This window comes from Mitsuaria sp. 7 (assembly GCF_001653795.1).
Classification (GTDB): domain Bacteria; phylum Pseudomonadota; class Gammaproteobacteria; order Burkholderiales; family Burkholderiaceae_C; genus Roseateles.
In genome coordinates this window covers 2,513,420-2,529,206 of the sequence record NZ_CP011514.1, presented here as the reverse complement: position 1 = coordinate 2,529,206, position 15,787 = coordinate 2,513,420, and the positions used below count along the sequence as shown (strand labels likewise).

12 protein-coding genes are annotated in these 15,787 nt (G+C 69.2%); 4 read left to right on the top strand and 8 right to left on the bottom strand.

What is annotated here, in order from left to right; genetic code table 11:
• Positions 1-25: 25 nt before the first annotated feature.
• The gene (locus ABE85_RS11185) at positions 26-940 is read left to right on the top strand and encodes a LysR family transcriptional regulator (protein ID WP_067274018.1); all 915 of its coding nucleotides are present in this window, start codon (positions 26-28) and stop codon (positions 938-940) included.
• 26 nt (positions 941-966) lie between these two features.
• Here the strand turns inward: ABE85_RS11185 and arsH are convergent, their stop codons facing one another.
• The 8 genes from arsH to ABE85_RS11145 form a co-directional block, all read right to left on the bottom strand.
• Entirely contained in the window at positions 967-1,680 is a 714-nt protein-coding gene (gene arsH / locus ABE85_RS11180) for an arsenical resistance protein ArsH (protein WP_157523031.1), read from the bottom strand.
• 1 nt (position 1,681) lies between these two features.
• Complete coding sequence (gene arsB / locus ABE85_RS11175) at positions 1,682-2,761, bottom strand: ACR3 family arsenite efflux transporter (protein ID WP_067274012.1); 1,080 nt, start codon at positions 2,759-2,761, stop codon at positions 1,682-1,684.
• Between the two features lies 1 nt (position 2,762).
• Positions 2,763-3,251: an arsenate reductase ArsC gene (locus ABE85_RS11170; RefSeq protein WP_067274008.1), complete on the bottom strand. Its 489-nt coding sequence runs from the start codon at positions 3,249-3,251 to the stop codon at positions 2,763-2,765.
• Between the two features lie 31 nt (positions 3,252-3,282).
• Positions 3,283-3,621, bottom strand: coding sequence for a helix-turn-helix transcriptional regulator (locus tag ABE85_RS11165; protein WP_067282473.1), 339 nt, complete (start codon positions 3,619-3,621; stop codon positions 3,283-3,285).
• A 42-nt stretch (positions 3,622-3,663) separates the two neighbouring features.
• Entirely contained in the window at positions 3,664-4,731 is a 1,068-nt protein-coding gene (locus tag ABE85_RS11160) for a hypothetical protein (RefSeq protein WP_067274005.1), read from the bottom strand.
• The gene (locus ABE85_RS11155) at positions 4,728-6,914 is read right to left on the bottom strand and encodes a glycoside hydrolase family 97 protein (RefSeq protein WP_409072584.1); all 2,187 of its coding nucleotides are present in this window, start codon (positions 6,912-6,914) and stop codon (positions 4,728-4,730) included. The genes ABE85_RS11160 and ABE85_RS11155 overlap by 4 nt, the downstream gene beginning before the upstream one ends.
• Positions 6,898-8,409 carry an alpha-amylase family glycosyl hydrolase gene (locus ABE85_RS11150; protein WP_231993280.1) on the bottom strand — a complete coding sequence of 504 codons (1,512 nt, stop codon included), beginning with the start codon at positions 8,407-8,409 and terminating at the stop codon, positions 6,898-6,900. The genes ABE85_RS11155 and ABE85_RS11150 overlap by 17 nt, the downstream gene beginning before the upstream one ends.
• Before the next feature lie 175 nt (positions 8,410-8,584).
• Positions 8,585-11,512 (bottom strand): TonB-dependent receptor, encoded by a 2,928-nt coding sequence (locus ABE85_RS11145; RefSeq protein WP_067273997.1) that lies wholly within the window; start codon positions 11,510-11,512, stop codon positions 8,585-8,587.
• Between the two features lie 241 nt (positions 11,513-11,753).
• On the opposite strand from ABE85_RS11145, the gene ABE85_RS11140 reads away from it, so the two are divergent.
• From ABE85_RS11140 to ABE85_RS11130, 3 genes are all read left to right on the top strand, one after another.
• Positions 11,754-12,416, top strand: coding sequence for a response regulator transcription factor (locus ABE85_RS11140; protein WP_067273993.1), 663 nt, complete (start codon positions 11,754-11,756; stop codon positions 12,414-12,416).
• A 1-nt stretch (position 12,417) separates the two neighbouring features.
• The gene (locus tag ABE85_RS11135; RefSeq protein WP_082938535.1) at positions 12,418-13,929 is read left to right on the top strand and encodes an ATP-binding protein; all 1,512 of its coding nucleotides are present in this window, start codon (positions 12,418-12,420) and stop codon (positions 13,927-13,929) included.
• 74 nt (positions 13,930-14,003) lie between these two features.
• Complete coding sequence (locus ABE85_RS11130; RefSeq protein WP_067273989.1) at positions 14,004-15,581, top strand: tryptophan halogenase family protein; 1,578 nt, start codon at positions 14,004-14,006, stop codon at positions 15,579-15,581.
• The last annotated feature ends 206 nt before the right edge of the window (positions 15,582-15,787 follow it).

The window sequence follows — 15,787 nt, the reverse complement described above, 5'->3', positions numbered from 1 at the left end:
TCCCTATGTTCGAGTTGAGCCCACGATGCTGAATCCCCAATGGCTGCGGAGCTTCGCCACCCTGGCGCGGCTGGGCAGCTTCACGCGCGCCGCCGAGGCGCTGGACCTGACCCAGGCGGCGGTGAGCCAGCACGTGCGGCATCTGGAGGACTCGCTGGGACCGCTGCTGATCCGCCGCCCGCGCGCCATCGAGCTGACGCCCGCCGGCAAGGCGACGCTGGACTACTGGCGCGAGCTGGACGAGGCCGACCAGCGCCTGCGCGGCCGGCTGGCCGACGAGGACGCGTGCCAGGGCGAGGTCGGCATGATCACGCCGGGCGGCATCGGGCTGTTCGTGTATCCGCATCTGCTGGACCTGCAGGCGCAGCGACCGGGGCTGGTGGTGCGGCATCGCTTCGCGCCCGATCCCGACGTGCTGCAGGCGGTGCTGGACAACCGCTATGAACTGGGCCTCGTGACGCTGAGACCGGACGACGCCCGGCTCGCGAGCTGTGCGTTCCTGGAAGAACCGCTGGAACTGGTGTTCCCGGCGGCGGAGAAGGTCCAGCAGTGGGACGATCTGCGCCGCATCGGCTTCATCGACCACCCCGATGGGCAGGCCATGGCAGGCCGCCTGCTGAGCCGGCACTTCCCCGGTTCGGCGGGTGTGCGCGACCTGCCGGTGCGTGGCTTCAGCAACCAGATCGGTCTGCTGTTGGAGCCGGTGGCGAGAGGCCTCGGGTTCACCGTGCTGACGCAGCACGCGCGTCGTGCGTTCCCTCGCCAGGACGAGATCCGCGTGCTCGATTGCGGCTCACCGGTGGTGGACACGCTGTGGCTGATCCACCGCGCCGAATGGCCGCTGTCGGCGCGCGCGCAGCATGTGGTGGAGCATCTGCGCAAGACCGTCGGGGCGATGAAGCCGAAGCTGGCGGCAGTGAAGCGAGCGGCTGCGAAGTGAAGTGAAATTGCCCCGCGGCCAGGGACTCAGATCGCGCCTTGGTTGACCCGCTCCGACAGCTTCTCCGCCGTTTCCTTGCGCTCGCTGTACCGATCGACGAGGTAGTCGCCCAGGTCGCGCGTCAGCAGCGTGAACTTGAACAGCTCTTCCATCACGTCGACCACGCGGTCGTAGTACGAGGACGGCTTCATGCGGCCCTCTTCGGTGAACTCGGCGAAGGCCTTGGCCACCGACGACTGGTTCGGGATGGTCAGCATGCGCATCCATCGGCCGAGCACGCGCATCTGGTTCACCGCGTTGAAGCTCTGCGAGCCGCCCGACACCTGCATCACCGCCAGCGTCTTGCCCTGCGTCGGCCGCACGGCGCCGGAGATGAGCGGGATCCAGTCGATCTGCGCCTTCATCACGCCGGTCATCGCGCCGTGGCGCTCGGGGGAGCACCACACCATGCCTTCTGCCCAGGCGGCCAGCTGGCGCAGCTCCTGGACCTTGGGATGCGTGTCCGCCGCGTCGTCCGGCAGCGGCAGACCGGACGGGTCGAAGATCTTCACCTCGCCGCCCATGGCTTCGAGCAGGCGGGCCGCCTCGAAGCTCAGGAGCCGGCTGTAGGACCGGGTGCGCAAGGAGCCGTACAGCAGCAGGAAGCGCGGACGATGCGCCGACGGCTCGCGCACGGTCAGGCGTTCCTGATCCGGCACATCGAAGAGGTCCGACTGCAGCGCCGGGAAGGTCGGGTCCAGGTCAAGCACGTTGCGCTCCTTGTTCGTACCAGTCTTGCGAGCGGTTCACGATGGCGACCACCGCCAGCATCACCGGCACTTCGATCAGCACGCCCACCACGGTGGCCAGCGCGGCGCCGGAATGGAAGCCGAACAGACTGATCGCGGTGGCCACGGCCAGCTCGAAGAAGTTGCTCGCGCCGATCAGCGCCGAGGGACCTGCGACGCAGTGCTGCACGCCCATCCGGCGGTTGAGCCAATACGCCAGCCCTGAGTTCAGGACGACCTGGATGAGGATGGGCACGGCGAGCAGGGCGATGACCAGCGGCTGATCGATGATGCGATCGCCCTGGAAGGCGAACAGCAGGACGAGCGTCAGCAGCAGCGCCGTGATCGACAGCGGTCCGAGCCTGGCGGCGACCGCCTGGAAGTGATCGGTCCCGCGCTTGAGCAGCTGCCTGCGCCACAGCTGGGACAGGATGACGGGCACGACGATGTACAGGCCGACCGAGGTCATCAGCGTGTCCCACGGCACCGTGATCGAGGACAGGCCCAGCAGCAGCGCGACGATAGGCGCGAAGGCGACGATCATGATCGCGTCGTTGAGCGCCACCTGGGACAGCGTGAAGTACGGGTCGCCCTTGCAGAGCTGGCTCCACACGAAGACCATCGCGGTGCACGGGGCCGCGGCCAGCAGGATGAGCCCTGCGATGTAGCTGTCGAGCTGGTCGGCCGGCAGCCAGCCGGCGAACAGGTGCCGCACGAAGATCCAGCCCAGCAGCGCCATGGAGAAGGGCTTCACCGCCCAGTTGATGAACAGCGTCACGCCTATGCCCCGGGCATGCGCCTTGACCTGGCCGAGCGCTGCGAAGTCGATCTTCAGCAGCATCGGGACGATCATCACCCAGATGAGCAGGCCGACGGGCAGGTTCACCTGCGCGACTTCGAAGGCGGCGATGGCATTGAAAACACCGGGAAGGAACTGCCCGAGCGCGACGCCGATGACGATGCACAGGGCAACCCAGACGCTCAGAGTGCGCTCGAAGAAGTTGATCGCCGGCTTCGCGGCGCCGACGGCGGGGTCGTGTGTTGCGGCGGACATGTCAGGACCTGGAGATGGCATCCAACGCTTGCCGGAGCTCGGCGTTGTTCATCGATGCCAACGGCAGTTGCGCAAGCTGGAGCATCCGGTAGCCGATGGCCTGGCGGGTCAGCTCGAAGGCCCGCGGCCTGTCGGCTTCGAGCGCGTTCGACGGATCGGCGTAGCCCCAATGGACCTTCACCGGACTCCCGGGCCAGTAGGGGCACTGCTCCGCGGCGGCGCTGTCGCAGACGGTGATGACGACGCGCATCTCGGGCGCGTCGTCGGCGACGAACTCGTCCCAGCTCTTGCTGCGACAGGCGCTCGTGTCGATGCCTGCGTCGCCGAGCGCCTTCAGCGCATGCGGGTTGACGCGGCCGCTCGGCGCGCTGCCCGCGCTGAAGGCCCGGATGTCCTTGCCCAGGCGCTGCGCCCAGTGGTTCAGCATGCCCTCGCCCAGCACGCTCCGCGCCGAGTTGTGGGTGCACAGGATGAGCACGTTGGTCGTCATGGATCGGCAGGCCTCGATGTTCCGGGTGTCGTCAGCAGTCGCAGCCGGCTGGTGCCGACGTCGATGTCGGCGTCGCCGCGCAGGCGGCGCCCTGGCAGCAGTTCTCCGTGAGATAGCCGATCACCGCGTTCATGCGGGCGTAGGCGGCGCGGTAGATGAGGTTGCGGCTGGACCGCTCCTGCGTCACGAGGCCGGAGGCCACCAGTTCCTTGAGGTGGAACGACAGCGTGGCGGCCGGCACCCCCAACCCCTCCTGGATCGCACCCGGCGTCAGGCCGGGCTCACCGACGACGACCAGCGCGCGGAATATCTGCAGGCGCAGAGGCTGTGCAAGCGCGCCCAGGGCGCGAACGACGTCGAGTTCTTCCATCATTTGATAATAGTGGAAATATAGAATTCGTGGAAGCGAAGATCATTTGCCTGCGAATGCCCCCAACGCGAGGCTGCCGGCCAGCTCCCTGCGGAAGTCCGTGACGCCGTCGAAGCCCAGGCTCCGGCAGAAGCGGATCACCTGCGGCTGGCTGACCTCCGCGAGCCGCGCGAGTTCCGCCGTGGCCGTGCGCAGCGCGGCATCCGCGTCGGCGAGGATCAGGTCCGCCACGCGGCGCTCGGTGCGGGGCAGGGCGTCATAGCGCTCGCGGACCAGCGACAGCACCGGGATGGCATGGGCGCGCTCCCGCGCTTGCCAGTCGGCACGGAGCATCTCTCCCGCGCCGGTCAGGAGCCAGGTCGCGGCACCTCCGCCATCGATGTCGGCGCGATCGATGTCTTCAACGATGAGCGGCGGTGCCATACGTCCATCGAGGAGGCGAGCCACCATCGCCTGCCAATGCGGTGTCGACACGGCGATGCGCAGCGCGTCGGGCATGCGTTGAAACAGCAGACGCCGGACGCCGGCGAGCGCTGCCAGACCGCACAGTGTTGCCAGCGCCTGTGCTGCGTGTGGCATGTCTTCGCTCGAGAGCGATGGGCCGATGCGTTGCAGCACTGCCGGAACGTGTTCGTCGAGCGGCGCAACCGGATGATGCAGCAGCGCCAGAAGCGCCGCTTCCGGCGCGCCGACGGACACGACCAGCGCCACACGCGAGGCTCCTGCTTCAACGGACGCGGCCGTCTGAGGCAGCCAGCGGCAGAGCAGGGCGTCTGTCCCCGTTGCTGCGCCAGTTTCCCGGGTCAAAGCATGGCTGAGCGCATCGCGTTCCGACAGTCCGCGCAAGGTGCTCAAGCCGAGCGAGCGACGCCAGCCGTCCAGCACACCCGCATCCGAGGCCTCCTTCGCATCGCTGATGAACACGGCATGCCGAGGCGCCTGAAGTCCCATGACCAGCGCCAACGCGAGCGCACGCTTGATGGCGGCGGGCGAGCCCGCTTCCCAGCGGGCGCGGTGGACCAGACGGCCGTCCCCGTGCCGATGCGCGGTCACGAGGCTCCGGCCGTCTTCGACGGCCAGCAGCGCGGGCCACGGCGTGATGGCGCTCATGCGGCGCCCGGCGGCATCAGCGGCGTCAGCCACACGGCCCAGCCGCCGCCCGGCGCGATGCGCAGTCGCAGGCGGTCCGTCGAGGCGACCTCGCGCTGTTCGACCACGAGGTCGAAGCGCCGCTGCAGGTCGCGGTGATCCGCCGCGTCGCCGTCGCGCCAGATCGTCGCGGCGAAGCGCTGACCGGTCGGCAGGAAGTCGAAGGCGATGTCGGTCTCGCGCGCCTCTGCGTCGGCGATCGCGCCGAGGTACCAATCGCGCGACCCGCGCTGCTGCCGGGTGATCACCGCATAACGGCCGACCTCGCCGGCCAGCGCGAGGCTGCGTTCCCAGTCCGTGGGCACGCGGCGGATGAAGTCGAATGCGTCCGGCGCGCGCTCGTAGTGCTCGATCAGGTCGGGGACCATGACCAGCGGCGAATACAGCACCACGTACAGCGCGAGCTGCTTGGCCACGGTCGACGGCAGGTGACGCCCGTTCGATCCGTCCAGGCTCACCACGCCCGGCGTGAAGTCCATCGGGCCGGACAGCATCCGCGTGTAGAGCAGCCGGACCTCGTGGTCCACCGCATTGATCGGCTCGCCCCACGCGTTGAACTCCTGGCCGCGCGCACCCTCGCGCGTGACCCAGTTGGGCCAGGTGCGGCGCAGGCCCGTGTCCTTCACCGGTTCGTGCGTGTCGACGGCGATGCGGTGGCGCGCGGCGCGCTCGACCGCGTGCTGGAAATGGCGCACGCCCTCTTGCGATTCGGTGAAGCCGCGGTGCGTGCCTGCGCCGGTGCTTGAGCCCGTGCTCGAACGCTTGCCCGTCCGCGTCGCATCGGCGAAGCGCGCCGCGCCCACGTCGGCGACGTAGCCGGACTTGACGACCCGGACGCCGAGCTGCTCATAGAGCGCGTAGGCACGGTCCATCTGCTGCTCGTAGTGCGCGACGTTGCCGCCGGTCTCGTGATGGCCGACCAGTCGCACGCCGCGCTCGCGGGCGTACGCCGCGACCTGCCGCAGATCGAATCCCGGGACGGGTCGGAGGAAGTCGAAGCTGGCGCCGTTGCCGGGCCAGTCCGAGTCCCAGCCCCGATTCCATCCTTCGATGAGGACGCCGTCGAAGCCGTTGTCCGCGGCGAAGTCGATGTGGCGCCGCGCGTTGGCCGTCGTCGCGCCCTGCCGCGGTCCGGGGTTCCACGTCGATCGGCCGAGGTGCATCTCCCACCAGATGCCGACGAACTTGCCGGGCTTGAACCAGGCGACGTCGCCAAGCCGGTTCGGCTCGTTGAGATGCAAGGTGAGGCGCGAATCGAGCAGCCCCGTCGCGGTCTCGCTGACCTGCAGCGTGCGCCATGGCGTGACGAAGGCGCTGCGCCGCTCGACTGCGGGTCCTGTGGCGGAGGGCGCCAGCTGCGCGCGCAGGCGCTGCCCATCGACGCGGCGCAGCCACATCGTCGCGTAGTCGACGAGGGCCGCCTCGTGCAGGGCGAGGTGCAAGCCGCTCGCTGTGCGCATCGTCAGCGGCGTGTTGGCAAGGCCGGTCTCAACCAACGGCGTGTGTTGCACCGGCATCTCCAGCACGAGCCGTTCACCGGCCGCGGACCACCACGCCTGCGCCGGCTCGGCGATGTCGAATTCGGTGAGCTCATCAGCGATGCGCGTCACCGGTAGAGCCCGCTGCGCAGGCAGTTCGTAGCGGAAGCCGAGGCCATCGTCGAACACGCGCACACGCAAGGTCATCGAGCGGCCGCGGCGCGGCTGGCGCAGATCGAGCCGCAGTTCGCGGTGACGGTCACGCAGGATGCGGTCCTCGCCCCAGGGTTGCTCCCAGGTTTCGTCGTGCTCAGTGACGACGGCTCGCGCTGCTTCGAAGCCGCCATCGAGTGGGTCCGCATTCGTCAGCAGCAGACCGAGGCGCGATTCGTTGACCACGGGCCGTCCCGCATGGGCAACCGTGTAGCTCAGCCGGCCGTCCTTGTCGCTCGCAATGCGCATGACCAGGCGTCCGTCGGGCGAGGCGACCTCCGCAAGCGGGCGGGGTGGAGTCGGTTGTGGCTGCGGCTGCGGCTGCGGCTGCGGCCGATCCAGGGTCTCGACTTGTGTTTGGGACGATGCCGATGCCGGGACGCTTGCGATCAGCGCGATCGCACCGAGCCCCAGCGCGCAACGCCGCCGCGCGGGGTCACGCAACGAAGACACGGAAGCCCCAGGCCGGCAGATCGATCGACTGCTTCGCGCTCAGGTCGATGCGCTGTCCGCCGATGAAATCGGTATAGCGGCCTGCGAGGGCCGGTCCTTCGATCGTCACCGTGCGCGCCTGTGCCGAGAAGTTGAAGAGCGCGACCAGCCGCCCCGCGCCTTCGCCGCGCGTGAAGCTCAGCACCTGTCGCGGTGCGTCGTTGCGCAGCGGCTCCATGCTCGCGCCGGCCTCGCCGTTCCACAGCGCGCGGTGCGAGCGCTTCAGCGCGATCAGCCGCTTCAGCAGCACGCCCTGCGGCGCGTCGTCGCGCCACACGATCGGATCGCGCTCGAAGAACGCGAGCCGACGCGTGTTCCCGGCCTCCTGCCCGTTGTAGAGCATCGGCATGCCTTCCCCGACGAAGGACAGCACCGTCACCGCGTCCACCGCCGGGCCGAAGATCTCGAACTCCGTGCCCTCCCACGCGTTCTTGTCGTGGTTGGTCGTGTAGAGCATCCGGTAGGCCTCGCGCGGATAGAACTTGCGCGCCCACGCGTAGTAGGTCAGCAGCGGCCCCAGGTCGGTCCGACCCTCGACGATGTGCTTCAGCGCGTCCCACCAGGTCCAGGCATAGGTCGCGTCGAAGGCGCGCGCGTGGAAGTCGCGTCCCTCCCACTCCGCCAGCAGGAACACCGGCTTCACCGCGCGCATCTGCCGCGCGGCCTCTTCCCAGAAGTCCAGCGGCACCAGCCCCGCCGCGTCGACGCGGTAGCCGTCGACGCCGAACTCCTTCACCCAGTACACCAGCGCCTCGGTCATGTAGCGGCGCAGGCCGGGCTGGTCGTAGTCGAGGTCGATGATGTCGTCCCAGTCGTACCAGGGCGTGGGATGGAAGCGGCCGGCCGCGTCCCGCGCATACCACTCGGGATGCTGCGCCACCAGCACGTTGTCCCACGCGGTGTGGTTGCCGACCCAGTCCAGGATCACGCGCAGACCCAGCGCATGCGCGCGGTCGATGAAGCGGCGCAGGTCCGCGGCGTCGCCGAACTCGGGGTTCACCGCGCGGAAGTCCTTCACCGCGTACGGGCTGCCGAGCGAGCCCTTGCGCTGGCGCTCGCCGATCGGATGGATGGGCATCAGCCACAGGATGCCGACCCCCAGCGCCTGCAGCCGCGGCAGCTGCGCCTGCGCGGCGCGCAGCGTGCCTTCGGGCGTGAACTGGCGCAGGTTGATCTGGTAGATCGTCGCGTCGCGCGCCCAGTCGGGATGGCGCAGTTCGACATAGGGCTTGGCCGCGTAGCGCGCATCGCCGCCGGCGGGTGACGACGCCTCCCGCCGCGGCGCGATCGCCTGATCCGCGGCGGGAGACGCGGACGCCCCACCGCCCAGCATCGCCAGCGGCAGCGCGGCACCAGCCTGCAACCAGCGCCGCCGCGCGATCGGGGCGAGTGGCGCCGGAGCCGCCGTCGGCGATGTCGCCGGATTGAAGGGATCGTCGAAGGAATCAGAAGACATCGCGGATCGGCCTTGAACGTCGAGGGACGTTCGGGTCATGGGAATAAAAAGAGCCGCGCCCGGCGGAGCCGGACACACGCACGGTCAGGCCACCGGGCGCGGCAACGGAGACGTTCCTGATCCCGAACGCTCGTGAACGGGCATCGGGACAAGGGTTCCTGACGGGTCTGCCGGATCAGAACTTGTAGTTCAGCCCCAGCCGGTAGGTCTTGCCGTACTTGACCTTGTTGGTGACGACATTCGGATCGGTCGTGTACTCCTGGAACGGCGCGTTGGTCATGTTGTGCCCCTGCAGCAGCACCGACAGTCCCTTGAGCCAGCCGGTCTGGAACTCGTAGCCCAGCTGCATGTCGACGATGGTCTCGCTCTTGATGAAGGTGAACTGCGAGTCGCTGCGGTAGTCCAGGATCTGGCCGATGAAATCGGAGCGGCGGTGCGCCGCCCAGGCCAGTTGCCAGCCGTTCTTCTCGTAGTACAGGCGCACCGTGGCGACCCGCTTGGACAGGCCGGGCAGGCCGATCTCGGGCACGCTGTCCTTGAAGACGGGGCCGTTCTGCGGCGTCACGAAACCGGACGTGGGCAGGCGCACCGAGCTGTCGGTGTACGAGTAGTTCAGCGAGGTGCCGAAGCCGTCCAGCCAGCTGCTCAGCATGTTGAGCGGCAGGTTGACCGAAACCTCGACGCCCTTCATGTTGCCGCCCTGGCCGTTCATCGGCTGGGTCAGGAAGCCGACCGTCGAGTCCTTGAACGGACCGGTCGTCGGCAGCGGCGTGTTGGCGCTGACGAAGGGCGCGAAGTCGAAGCCGCGCGGCGCGTTGATGACGTAGTTCTCCAGCTTCTTGTAGAAGACCGCGGTGCTGATGTAGCCGTGCCGGCCGAAGTACTTCTCGTAGGAGAGGTCCAGCGCCCAGGCCTCGTAGGGCTTGAGTTTCGGATTGCCGGCGAAGCCCGTCAGCGCGGGCGAGACGGACGTGGCGTTCTGCACCTGGAAGTCCAGGCTGGCCTTCATGTTGTCCAGGTTGGGCCGCGCCAGCTGCTTGCCCGCGCCGAAGCGCAGCAGCTGCTGCGATCCCAGGTCCAGCGTCAGGTTCATGCTGGGCAGGAAGCGCGTGTAGTTGTCGCCCTCGCTGCGTTCGACATAGGGGCAGGTCTCGACCGTGATGCCGGTGCAGTTGGCCAGGTCGACCTGGTTGCCGGTGGAGCGCTGCCGCGTGTTGACGACCTGGAAGCCGACGTTGCCCGTGTAGGGCAGGGGACCGAGGTCGCCGGCCAGGTCGGCCATCGCGAAGACGGTGGCGACCTTCTCCCGCACCGACCAGTCGCGCGCCAGCACCGTGGAATCGACCCAGCGGTTGATGCCGTAGATCGAGCCCAGCGTGCCGGTCGGATCGAAGGACACGACGGGGATGCCGGTCGGGCCGGCGATCCCGGTCTCGCTGCCCGGCACCGGCACGCTGGCGTAGCCGTCGCCGCCGAGGATGTAGAGCCGGCCCTCCTGGCCGGTGCGCGCCTTGTCGCGCTTGGTGAAGTTGGCGCCGAAGCGCGTGCCCGCGATCGGGCCCCAGCCCGCGTCGTGGTGCGCGACGAAGCGCAGGCTGTCGACCTGGTCGGTGATGCGCGGCAGCGCCACGTAGCCGGCCTGCGGGGAGTTCACGCCGCCGCCCCAGCCGGCGACGTCGGTCAGCACGGCGACGTTGCGGTCCGCGTAGTTCAGGCTGGGCGTGTACTTCACGTCGCCGAAGTTGTTGCCGTTGAAGCCGGTCCAGCTGATGGATCCGAGCTGGCTCTCCGGCGTGTTGCCCGGCTGGCCCGCGGTGGTCTCGTAGTTGCTGATGTCCTTGACGCCGCGCGAGTGGGCGATGTCGCCTTCCCAGCGCCAGTCGCCGGTGCGCAGCTCGCTGTTGAGGCCCAGCGACAGCAGCCGGTCCTTGCTGCCGTAGACGTGGTTGCGCACGTCCGCCTTGTAGTTGCTGATCGTGCCGGCGTTGGCCACGCCGTCGACGATGGTGGCGTTGGTCAGCGCGCCGTTGGGATCGTAGGGGCCGGTGCCGAAGGCGATGGCGCCTTCGATGCCGGTCTTCTTGGTGGTCTCGTTGCCGCGCGACCAGAACAGGTCGGCGGTGGTCTTGAAGTCCGCGTTGGGCTTGAACTGCAGCGTCACGAAGGCGCCGTCGCGTTCGGTCTTGCGCTTGGAGGTCTCGGCGAGGAAGCCGCCGGGCACGGTGACCTGCTGGCCCTGGTAATCGACCTTGGGCGCGTAGCCGCCCCAGTTGTCGAACTTGAGTTCGCCGCCGTTGTCCTCCCGCAGCGAGCTCAGGCCCAGCGCGAGGCCGATCCGGCGGTCCGAGAACTGGTCGACGTAGACCAGGCCGGCGCGATGGCCGTCGCCGGCCTCGGTGCCGGAGCCCACGCCGATGCGTTCCTTGCGGCCGCTGATCGCGACGCTGCGCTTGGCGTAGTCCAGCGGGCGGATGGTGCGCAGGTCGATGGTCGAGGCCAGGCCCTGGCCGACCAGGCTGGGATCGGGCGTCTTGTAGACCAGCAGGCTGCTGGTGAGCTCGGCGGGGAAGAGGTCGAACTCGGGACTGCGCGCATCGCTGGTCGAGGCCTGCTCGCGACCGTTGAGCAGCGAGCCGTTGAAGGACGGCGACATGCCGCGCACGCTCACGCCGCTGGCCTTGCCGCTGACCTTGTCGCGCTGCGTGGCCACGCCGCTGACGCGGCCCAGCGATTCCGCCACGGTCACGTCGGGCAGCTTGCCGATGTCCTCGGAGGACACCGCCTCCACGATCGAGCTGGCGTTGCGCTTGACGGCGATGGAGTCCTCCACGCTGCGGCGGATGCCGGTGACGACGACGGTCTCCAGCGCGGCGTCGGAGTCCCTCTTCGCTTCGTTCGGTTTGGTGCCGGGGTTTGCGCCCGGGTTCGTGCCGGGGTTGGCGCCCGGTCGCGGCGCGGAGGCGGCGGACTCGGGGGGCGCGGCGCTCTGGGCGTGGGCGCCGGACGCGCCCAGCATCAGCAGGGCGCAGGCCTGCGCCACGGGCAGGCGTCGCAGCGCCAGGGTGAGCGCGCGGGGCGCTCTCGACGGAAGAACGGGGACCATGGTTTGCCTCGCGATGTTTTAGTGTTCGAAGTCCTGCGCCGCGCTGCCCTTGGTCGAAGGCATGGCGATGCGAACTGGCGCCATGGTCTGGAGCCCGCCAGTCACCGTCAATGCGGATCGAGCGCCGCTGAAGCTGATGTGAAGCTTCGCGTGCCGGGCCCGATCGCGCCTGAAGGAAATCTGAAGATAACGGGTTCAATCCGGATGGGTGCCCGGCATTGCCCCCGATAGACTGGTCCGCGTGAAGATCTATCTGATTGAAGACGACCTGAGCATCGGCCGCGCGCTGCTGACGGCGTTCCGCGACGAAGGCCACGAGGTGGTGTGGGTGCGCATGGCCGCCGACGCGGTCGAGCGGCTGCGGCTCGAGGACTTCGACGCGGTGCTGCTGGACCTCGGGCTGCCCGACGGCGACGGCAACGAGGTGCTGACGCAGATCCGCGCCGCGGGGCTCACCGTGCCGGTGCTGATCATCACGGCGCGGGACGGATTGCAGGACCGGCTGCGCGGCTTCGACCGGGGCGCCGACGACTACCTGATCAAACCCTTCGAGATCCCCGAACTGCTGGTGCGGCTGCGCGCGATCCTGCGCCGCAGCGGCGCGTCGCCGGACGCCGACGCGCTGTGGCACTGCGGCGCGCTGAGCATCGAGGAGCGCCGCATGCGCGTCACCGTCGGCGACGCGCCGGTGTCCCTGTCCAAGACGGAATTCGCGCTGCTGCTGACGCTGGTGAAGCAGTCCGACCGCGTGCTCACGCGCGCCGAGCTGGAGCGCCGCGTGCTGCCCTTCAGCGACGGCGCGACGCTGGACGTGCACATCTCCAACCTGCGCAAGAAGATCGGCGACCGCTACATCCGCACGGTGCGCGGCGTGGGCTACATGCTGCAGCGCGAGAACGGCTGACATGGCCTCCTCCAAGACGATCAACGCGACCAAGGCGTTCAAGGCGTCTTCAGCGTCCACGGCGTCCACGGCGTCCACGGTGTCCACGGTGTCGGAGCCGGCCAGCGCGACCAGGGCGACCAATCCGTCGTCGCTGTTCCGCCGCCTGCTGCTGGGCTTCAGCGCGGTGATCCTGCTGGTATTCGTGGCGGGTTTCGTCTACGTCGTGCTGGAAGCGCGCGCGACGCAGCGCTTCCGCACCGACGCCGAGAACCGCGCCCACGCGCAGGAGCTGCTGCTCATGGTCTCGCCGCTGGCCGGGTCGCCCGAGCGCCTGCGCGCGGCGGCGGTCTCCGCCGAGGCGGTGCGGGTCGAGATGTTCCGCGAGCTCGACTACCGCTCCCACGTGCGCGTGCGCATCTGGCGCGGCGAGGCCCTGCTCTACAACTCGATGCCGGACCTGCCCGATGCGCTGCCGCTGCCGGATTCGCCGCAGGCCCGGCATGCCAACGGCTGGGTGCGCGCGGTCGAGCGCGACGCGGCCACGGGGCTGGTCGTCGAGCGCAGCCACGAGGTCGACGACCGCTGGATGTTCACCTATTCGGGCGTGAGCTTCCTGCTGCGCTCGACCATCTTCAGCCTGCCGCTGCTGATGCTGCCGGCGTGGCTCATCGTCGGCATCGGCCTGCGGCCGCTGCGGCGCTTCGCCCGCGACATCGAGCACCGCTCGGACCAGGACCTGACGCCGCTGCCGCCGTCCGACTACCGCGAGCTGTCGCCGCTGGTGGAGTCGCTGAACAGCCTGATGGCGCGCCTGCGCAAGCGCATCGAGCACGAGCACGAGTTCCTCACCGACGCGGCGCATGAGCTCAAGACGCCGCTCGCCGCGATCCAGCTGAACGCGCACCTGCTGCAGACGCGCAGCGCCGACGCGGATCCGCAGCGGCATGCCGAAGTCAGCGAGGGCCTGCGCATCGGGCTCGCACGGGCGACGCACCTTGTGAACCAGCTGCTGGCGCTCGAACGCGCGCGCGCCGAGCCGGGTGCCGAGCGGCCGCCCGCACTCTCCATCGCCGCGCTGGTGCGCGAGCGACTGGCCGCGGCCGTGCCGCTGGCGCTGCAGCGCGGCATCGAGATCGACTTCCATGCCGACGACGAATGCGTGCGGCCGGTGCATCAGGAGAGCCTGTTCGCGCTGGTCGACAACCTCGTGGGCAACGCGATCAAGTATTCGCCGTCCGGCGGGCGCATCGAGGTGCGCCTGCATCGCGAGGCCGAGGGCTGCCGCCTGACCGTGCTCGATGAAGGCCCCGGCATCCAGCCGGCGTTGCGGCAGCGCGTGTTCGAGCGCTTCTACCGCCTGCCCGGCCAGGAGCAACCCGGCAGCGGGCTCGGACTGGCGATCGCCGAGCGGGCCGCGCATCGCAACGACGCCCGCATCGAACTGGCGTCCGGGCCCGAGGGCCGCGGGCTGCATGCGACGGTGCATTTCGGCGGCGCGTTCGAGGCGACGCCGGTCATGGACGGCGCCTGAAAGGCGGTGCGACGCCGACCGCGCGGCGCGACAACGAGGAGATCCGAATGAGCGAGACAACACGGCCCGGCCGGATGGGCGACGGTGCGGGTGGCGCAAGCCGCGCAGGGGCTGAGGAAATTCCGGGCATCGAGGAGATCGTCATCGTCGGCGGCGGGACGGCGGGCTGGATGACGGCCGCCGCCTTGTCCAAGGTGCTGCGCGGGCGCAAGCGCATCGTGCTGGTGGAGTCCGAGGAGATCGGCACGGTCGGTGTCGGCGAGGCGACGATCCCGATGATCCAGCGCTTCAACCAGGTGCTGGAGATCGACGAGGACGAGTTCCTGCGCGAGACGCAGGCCACCTTCAAGCTGGGCATCGAGTTCGTCGGCTGGGGCGCGCCCGGCGAGCGCTACATCCACGGCTTCGGTCGTATCGGGCAGGATCTGCTGACGGCGCCCTTCGACCAGTACTGGCAGCGCCTGCACGCCATCGGCCAGGCGGCGGATCTCGGCGAGTACTCGATCGCGCGCGTGGCGGCGCTGCGCAACAAGTTCATGCGCCCGCGCACGGACATGCCGCAGTCGCCGTTGTCCGAGATCGCCTACGCCTTCCACTTCGACGCCAGCCTCTACGCGCGCTACCTGCGCCGTTACGCGGAGGCGCGCGGCGTCGTGCGGCTGGAAGGAAAGGTCGCCGAAGTGCGCCAGCACGAGGGCGGGGGCGCGCGCGACGGCCACGTGCGTTCGCTGGTGCTGTCGGACGGACGTCGGGTCGACGGCGAGCTGTTCATCGACTGTTCCGGCTTCCGCGGGCTGTTGATCGAGCAGACGCTGAAGGTCGGCTATGAGGACTGGACGCACTGGCTGCCCTGCGACCGGGCCGTGGCGGTGCCGAGCGCGGCGACCACGCCGCGGACGCCGTACACGCGGGCGACGGCGCGACGGGCGGGCTGGCAGTGGCGCATCCCGCTGCAGCACCGCACCGGCAACGGTCATGTGTTCTGTTCGCGCCATATCAGCGAGGACGAAGCCACGGCGGAACTGATGGCCAACCTCGACGGCGAGGCGCTGGCCGAGCCGCGCGCGCTGCGTTTCACGACCGGCATGCGGCAACGCGCGTGGGACCGCAACGTCGTGGCCATCGGCCTGTCCAGCGGTTTCCTGGAGCCGTTGGAGTCCACCAGCATCCACATGATCCAGAGCGGGATCTCGCGACTGCTGAGCTTCTTCCCGGACCGCGGGTTCGCGCAGGTCGACATCGATGAGTTCAATCGTCAGGGGCGTTTCGAATACGAGCGCGTGCGCGATTTCATCGTCCTTCACTACCACCTGAACCGCCGCGAGGAACCGCTGTGGCGCGCGTGCCGCGAGATGGACGTGCCGGCGACGCTGAAGGCCAAGATGGCGCTGTACCGCAGCCGCGGCCGGATCGTGCGGGAGAACAACGAGCTCTTCGCCGAGGTCGCGTGGCTGCAGGTGATGCACGGCCAGGGACTGCGCGCGGACGGTCATCATCCGCTGGTGGACCTGCTCGGGGAGCACGAGGTGAAGGACTACCTCGACAGCGTGCGCGCCGTCATCGCGCAGTGCGTGGACGTGATGCCCACGCACGATGAGTTCCTCGCGCGCTGCGCATCGGGGAATCTCCCGAGGTCCGGTGACAGGACGTAGCGGGGCGCATGGCAGAGGGCGTCGAGAACCCCGACGCCATCGGCGATCCGGCGGCGACCTATAGCCGATCTATAGGTCGTCTGAAGCGATCGCGAAGCTTGGCTCCGCGAGTCCCCGCGAGGGACCCCGACATCGTTCGCACGGCATCGAGGGCTCCATAGACTGGCCGCGCCCCGCATCAGACGGGACGCTCAGACCATCATGGA

Coding starts and splice junctions, on each gene's coding strand:
- ABE85_RS11165 (WP_067282473.1), bottom strand. CDS start 3,621: ATGGAAGAACTCGACGTCGTTCGCGCCCTGGGCGCGCTTGCACAGCCT.
- ABE85_RS11170 (WP_067274008.1), bottom strand. CDS start 3,251: ATGACGACCAACGTGCTCATCCTGTGCACCCACAACTCGGCGCGGAGC.
- ABE85_RS11130 (WP_067273989.1), top strand. CDS start 14,004: ATGGGCGACGGTGCGGGTGGCGCAAGCCGCGCAGGGGCTGAGGAAATT.
- ABE85_RS11135 (WP_082938535.1), top strand. CDS start 12,418: ATGGCCTCCTCCAAGACGATCAACGCGACCAAGGCGTTCAAGGCGTCT.
- arsB (WP_067274012.1), bottom strand. CDS start 2,761: ATGTCCGCCGCAACACACGACCCCGCCGTCGGCGCCGCGAAGCCGGCG.
- ABE85_RS11145 (WP_067273997.1), bottom strand. CDS start 11,512: ATGGTCCCCGTTCTTCCGTCGAGAGCGCCCCGCGCGCTCACCCTGGCG.
- ABE85_RS11160 (WP_067274005.1), bottom strand. CDS start 4,731: ATGAGCGCCATCACGCCGTGGCCCGCGCTGCTGGCCGTCGAAGACGGC.
- ABE85_RS11185 (WP_067274018.1), top strand. CDS start 26: ATGCTGAATCCCCAATGGCTGCGGAGCTTCGCCACCCTGGCGCGGCTG.
- ABE85_RS11150 (WP_231993280.1), bottom strand. CDS start 8,409: ATGTCTTCTGATTCCTTCGACGATCCCTTCAATCCGGCGACATCGCCG.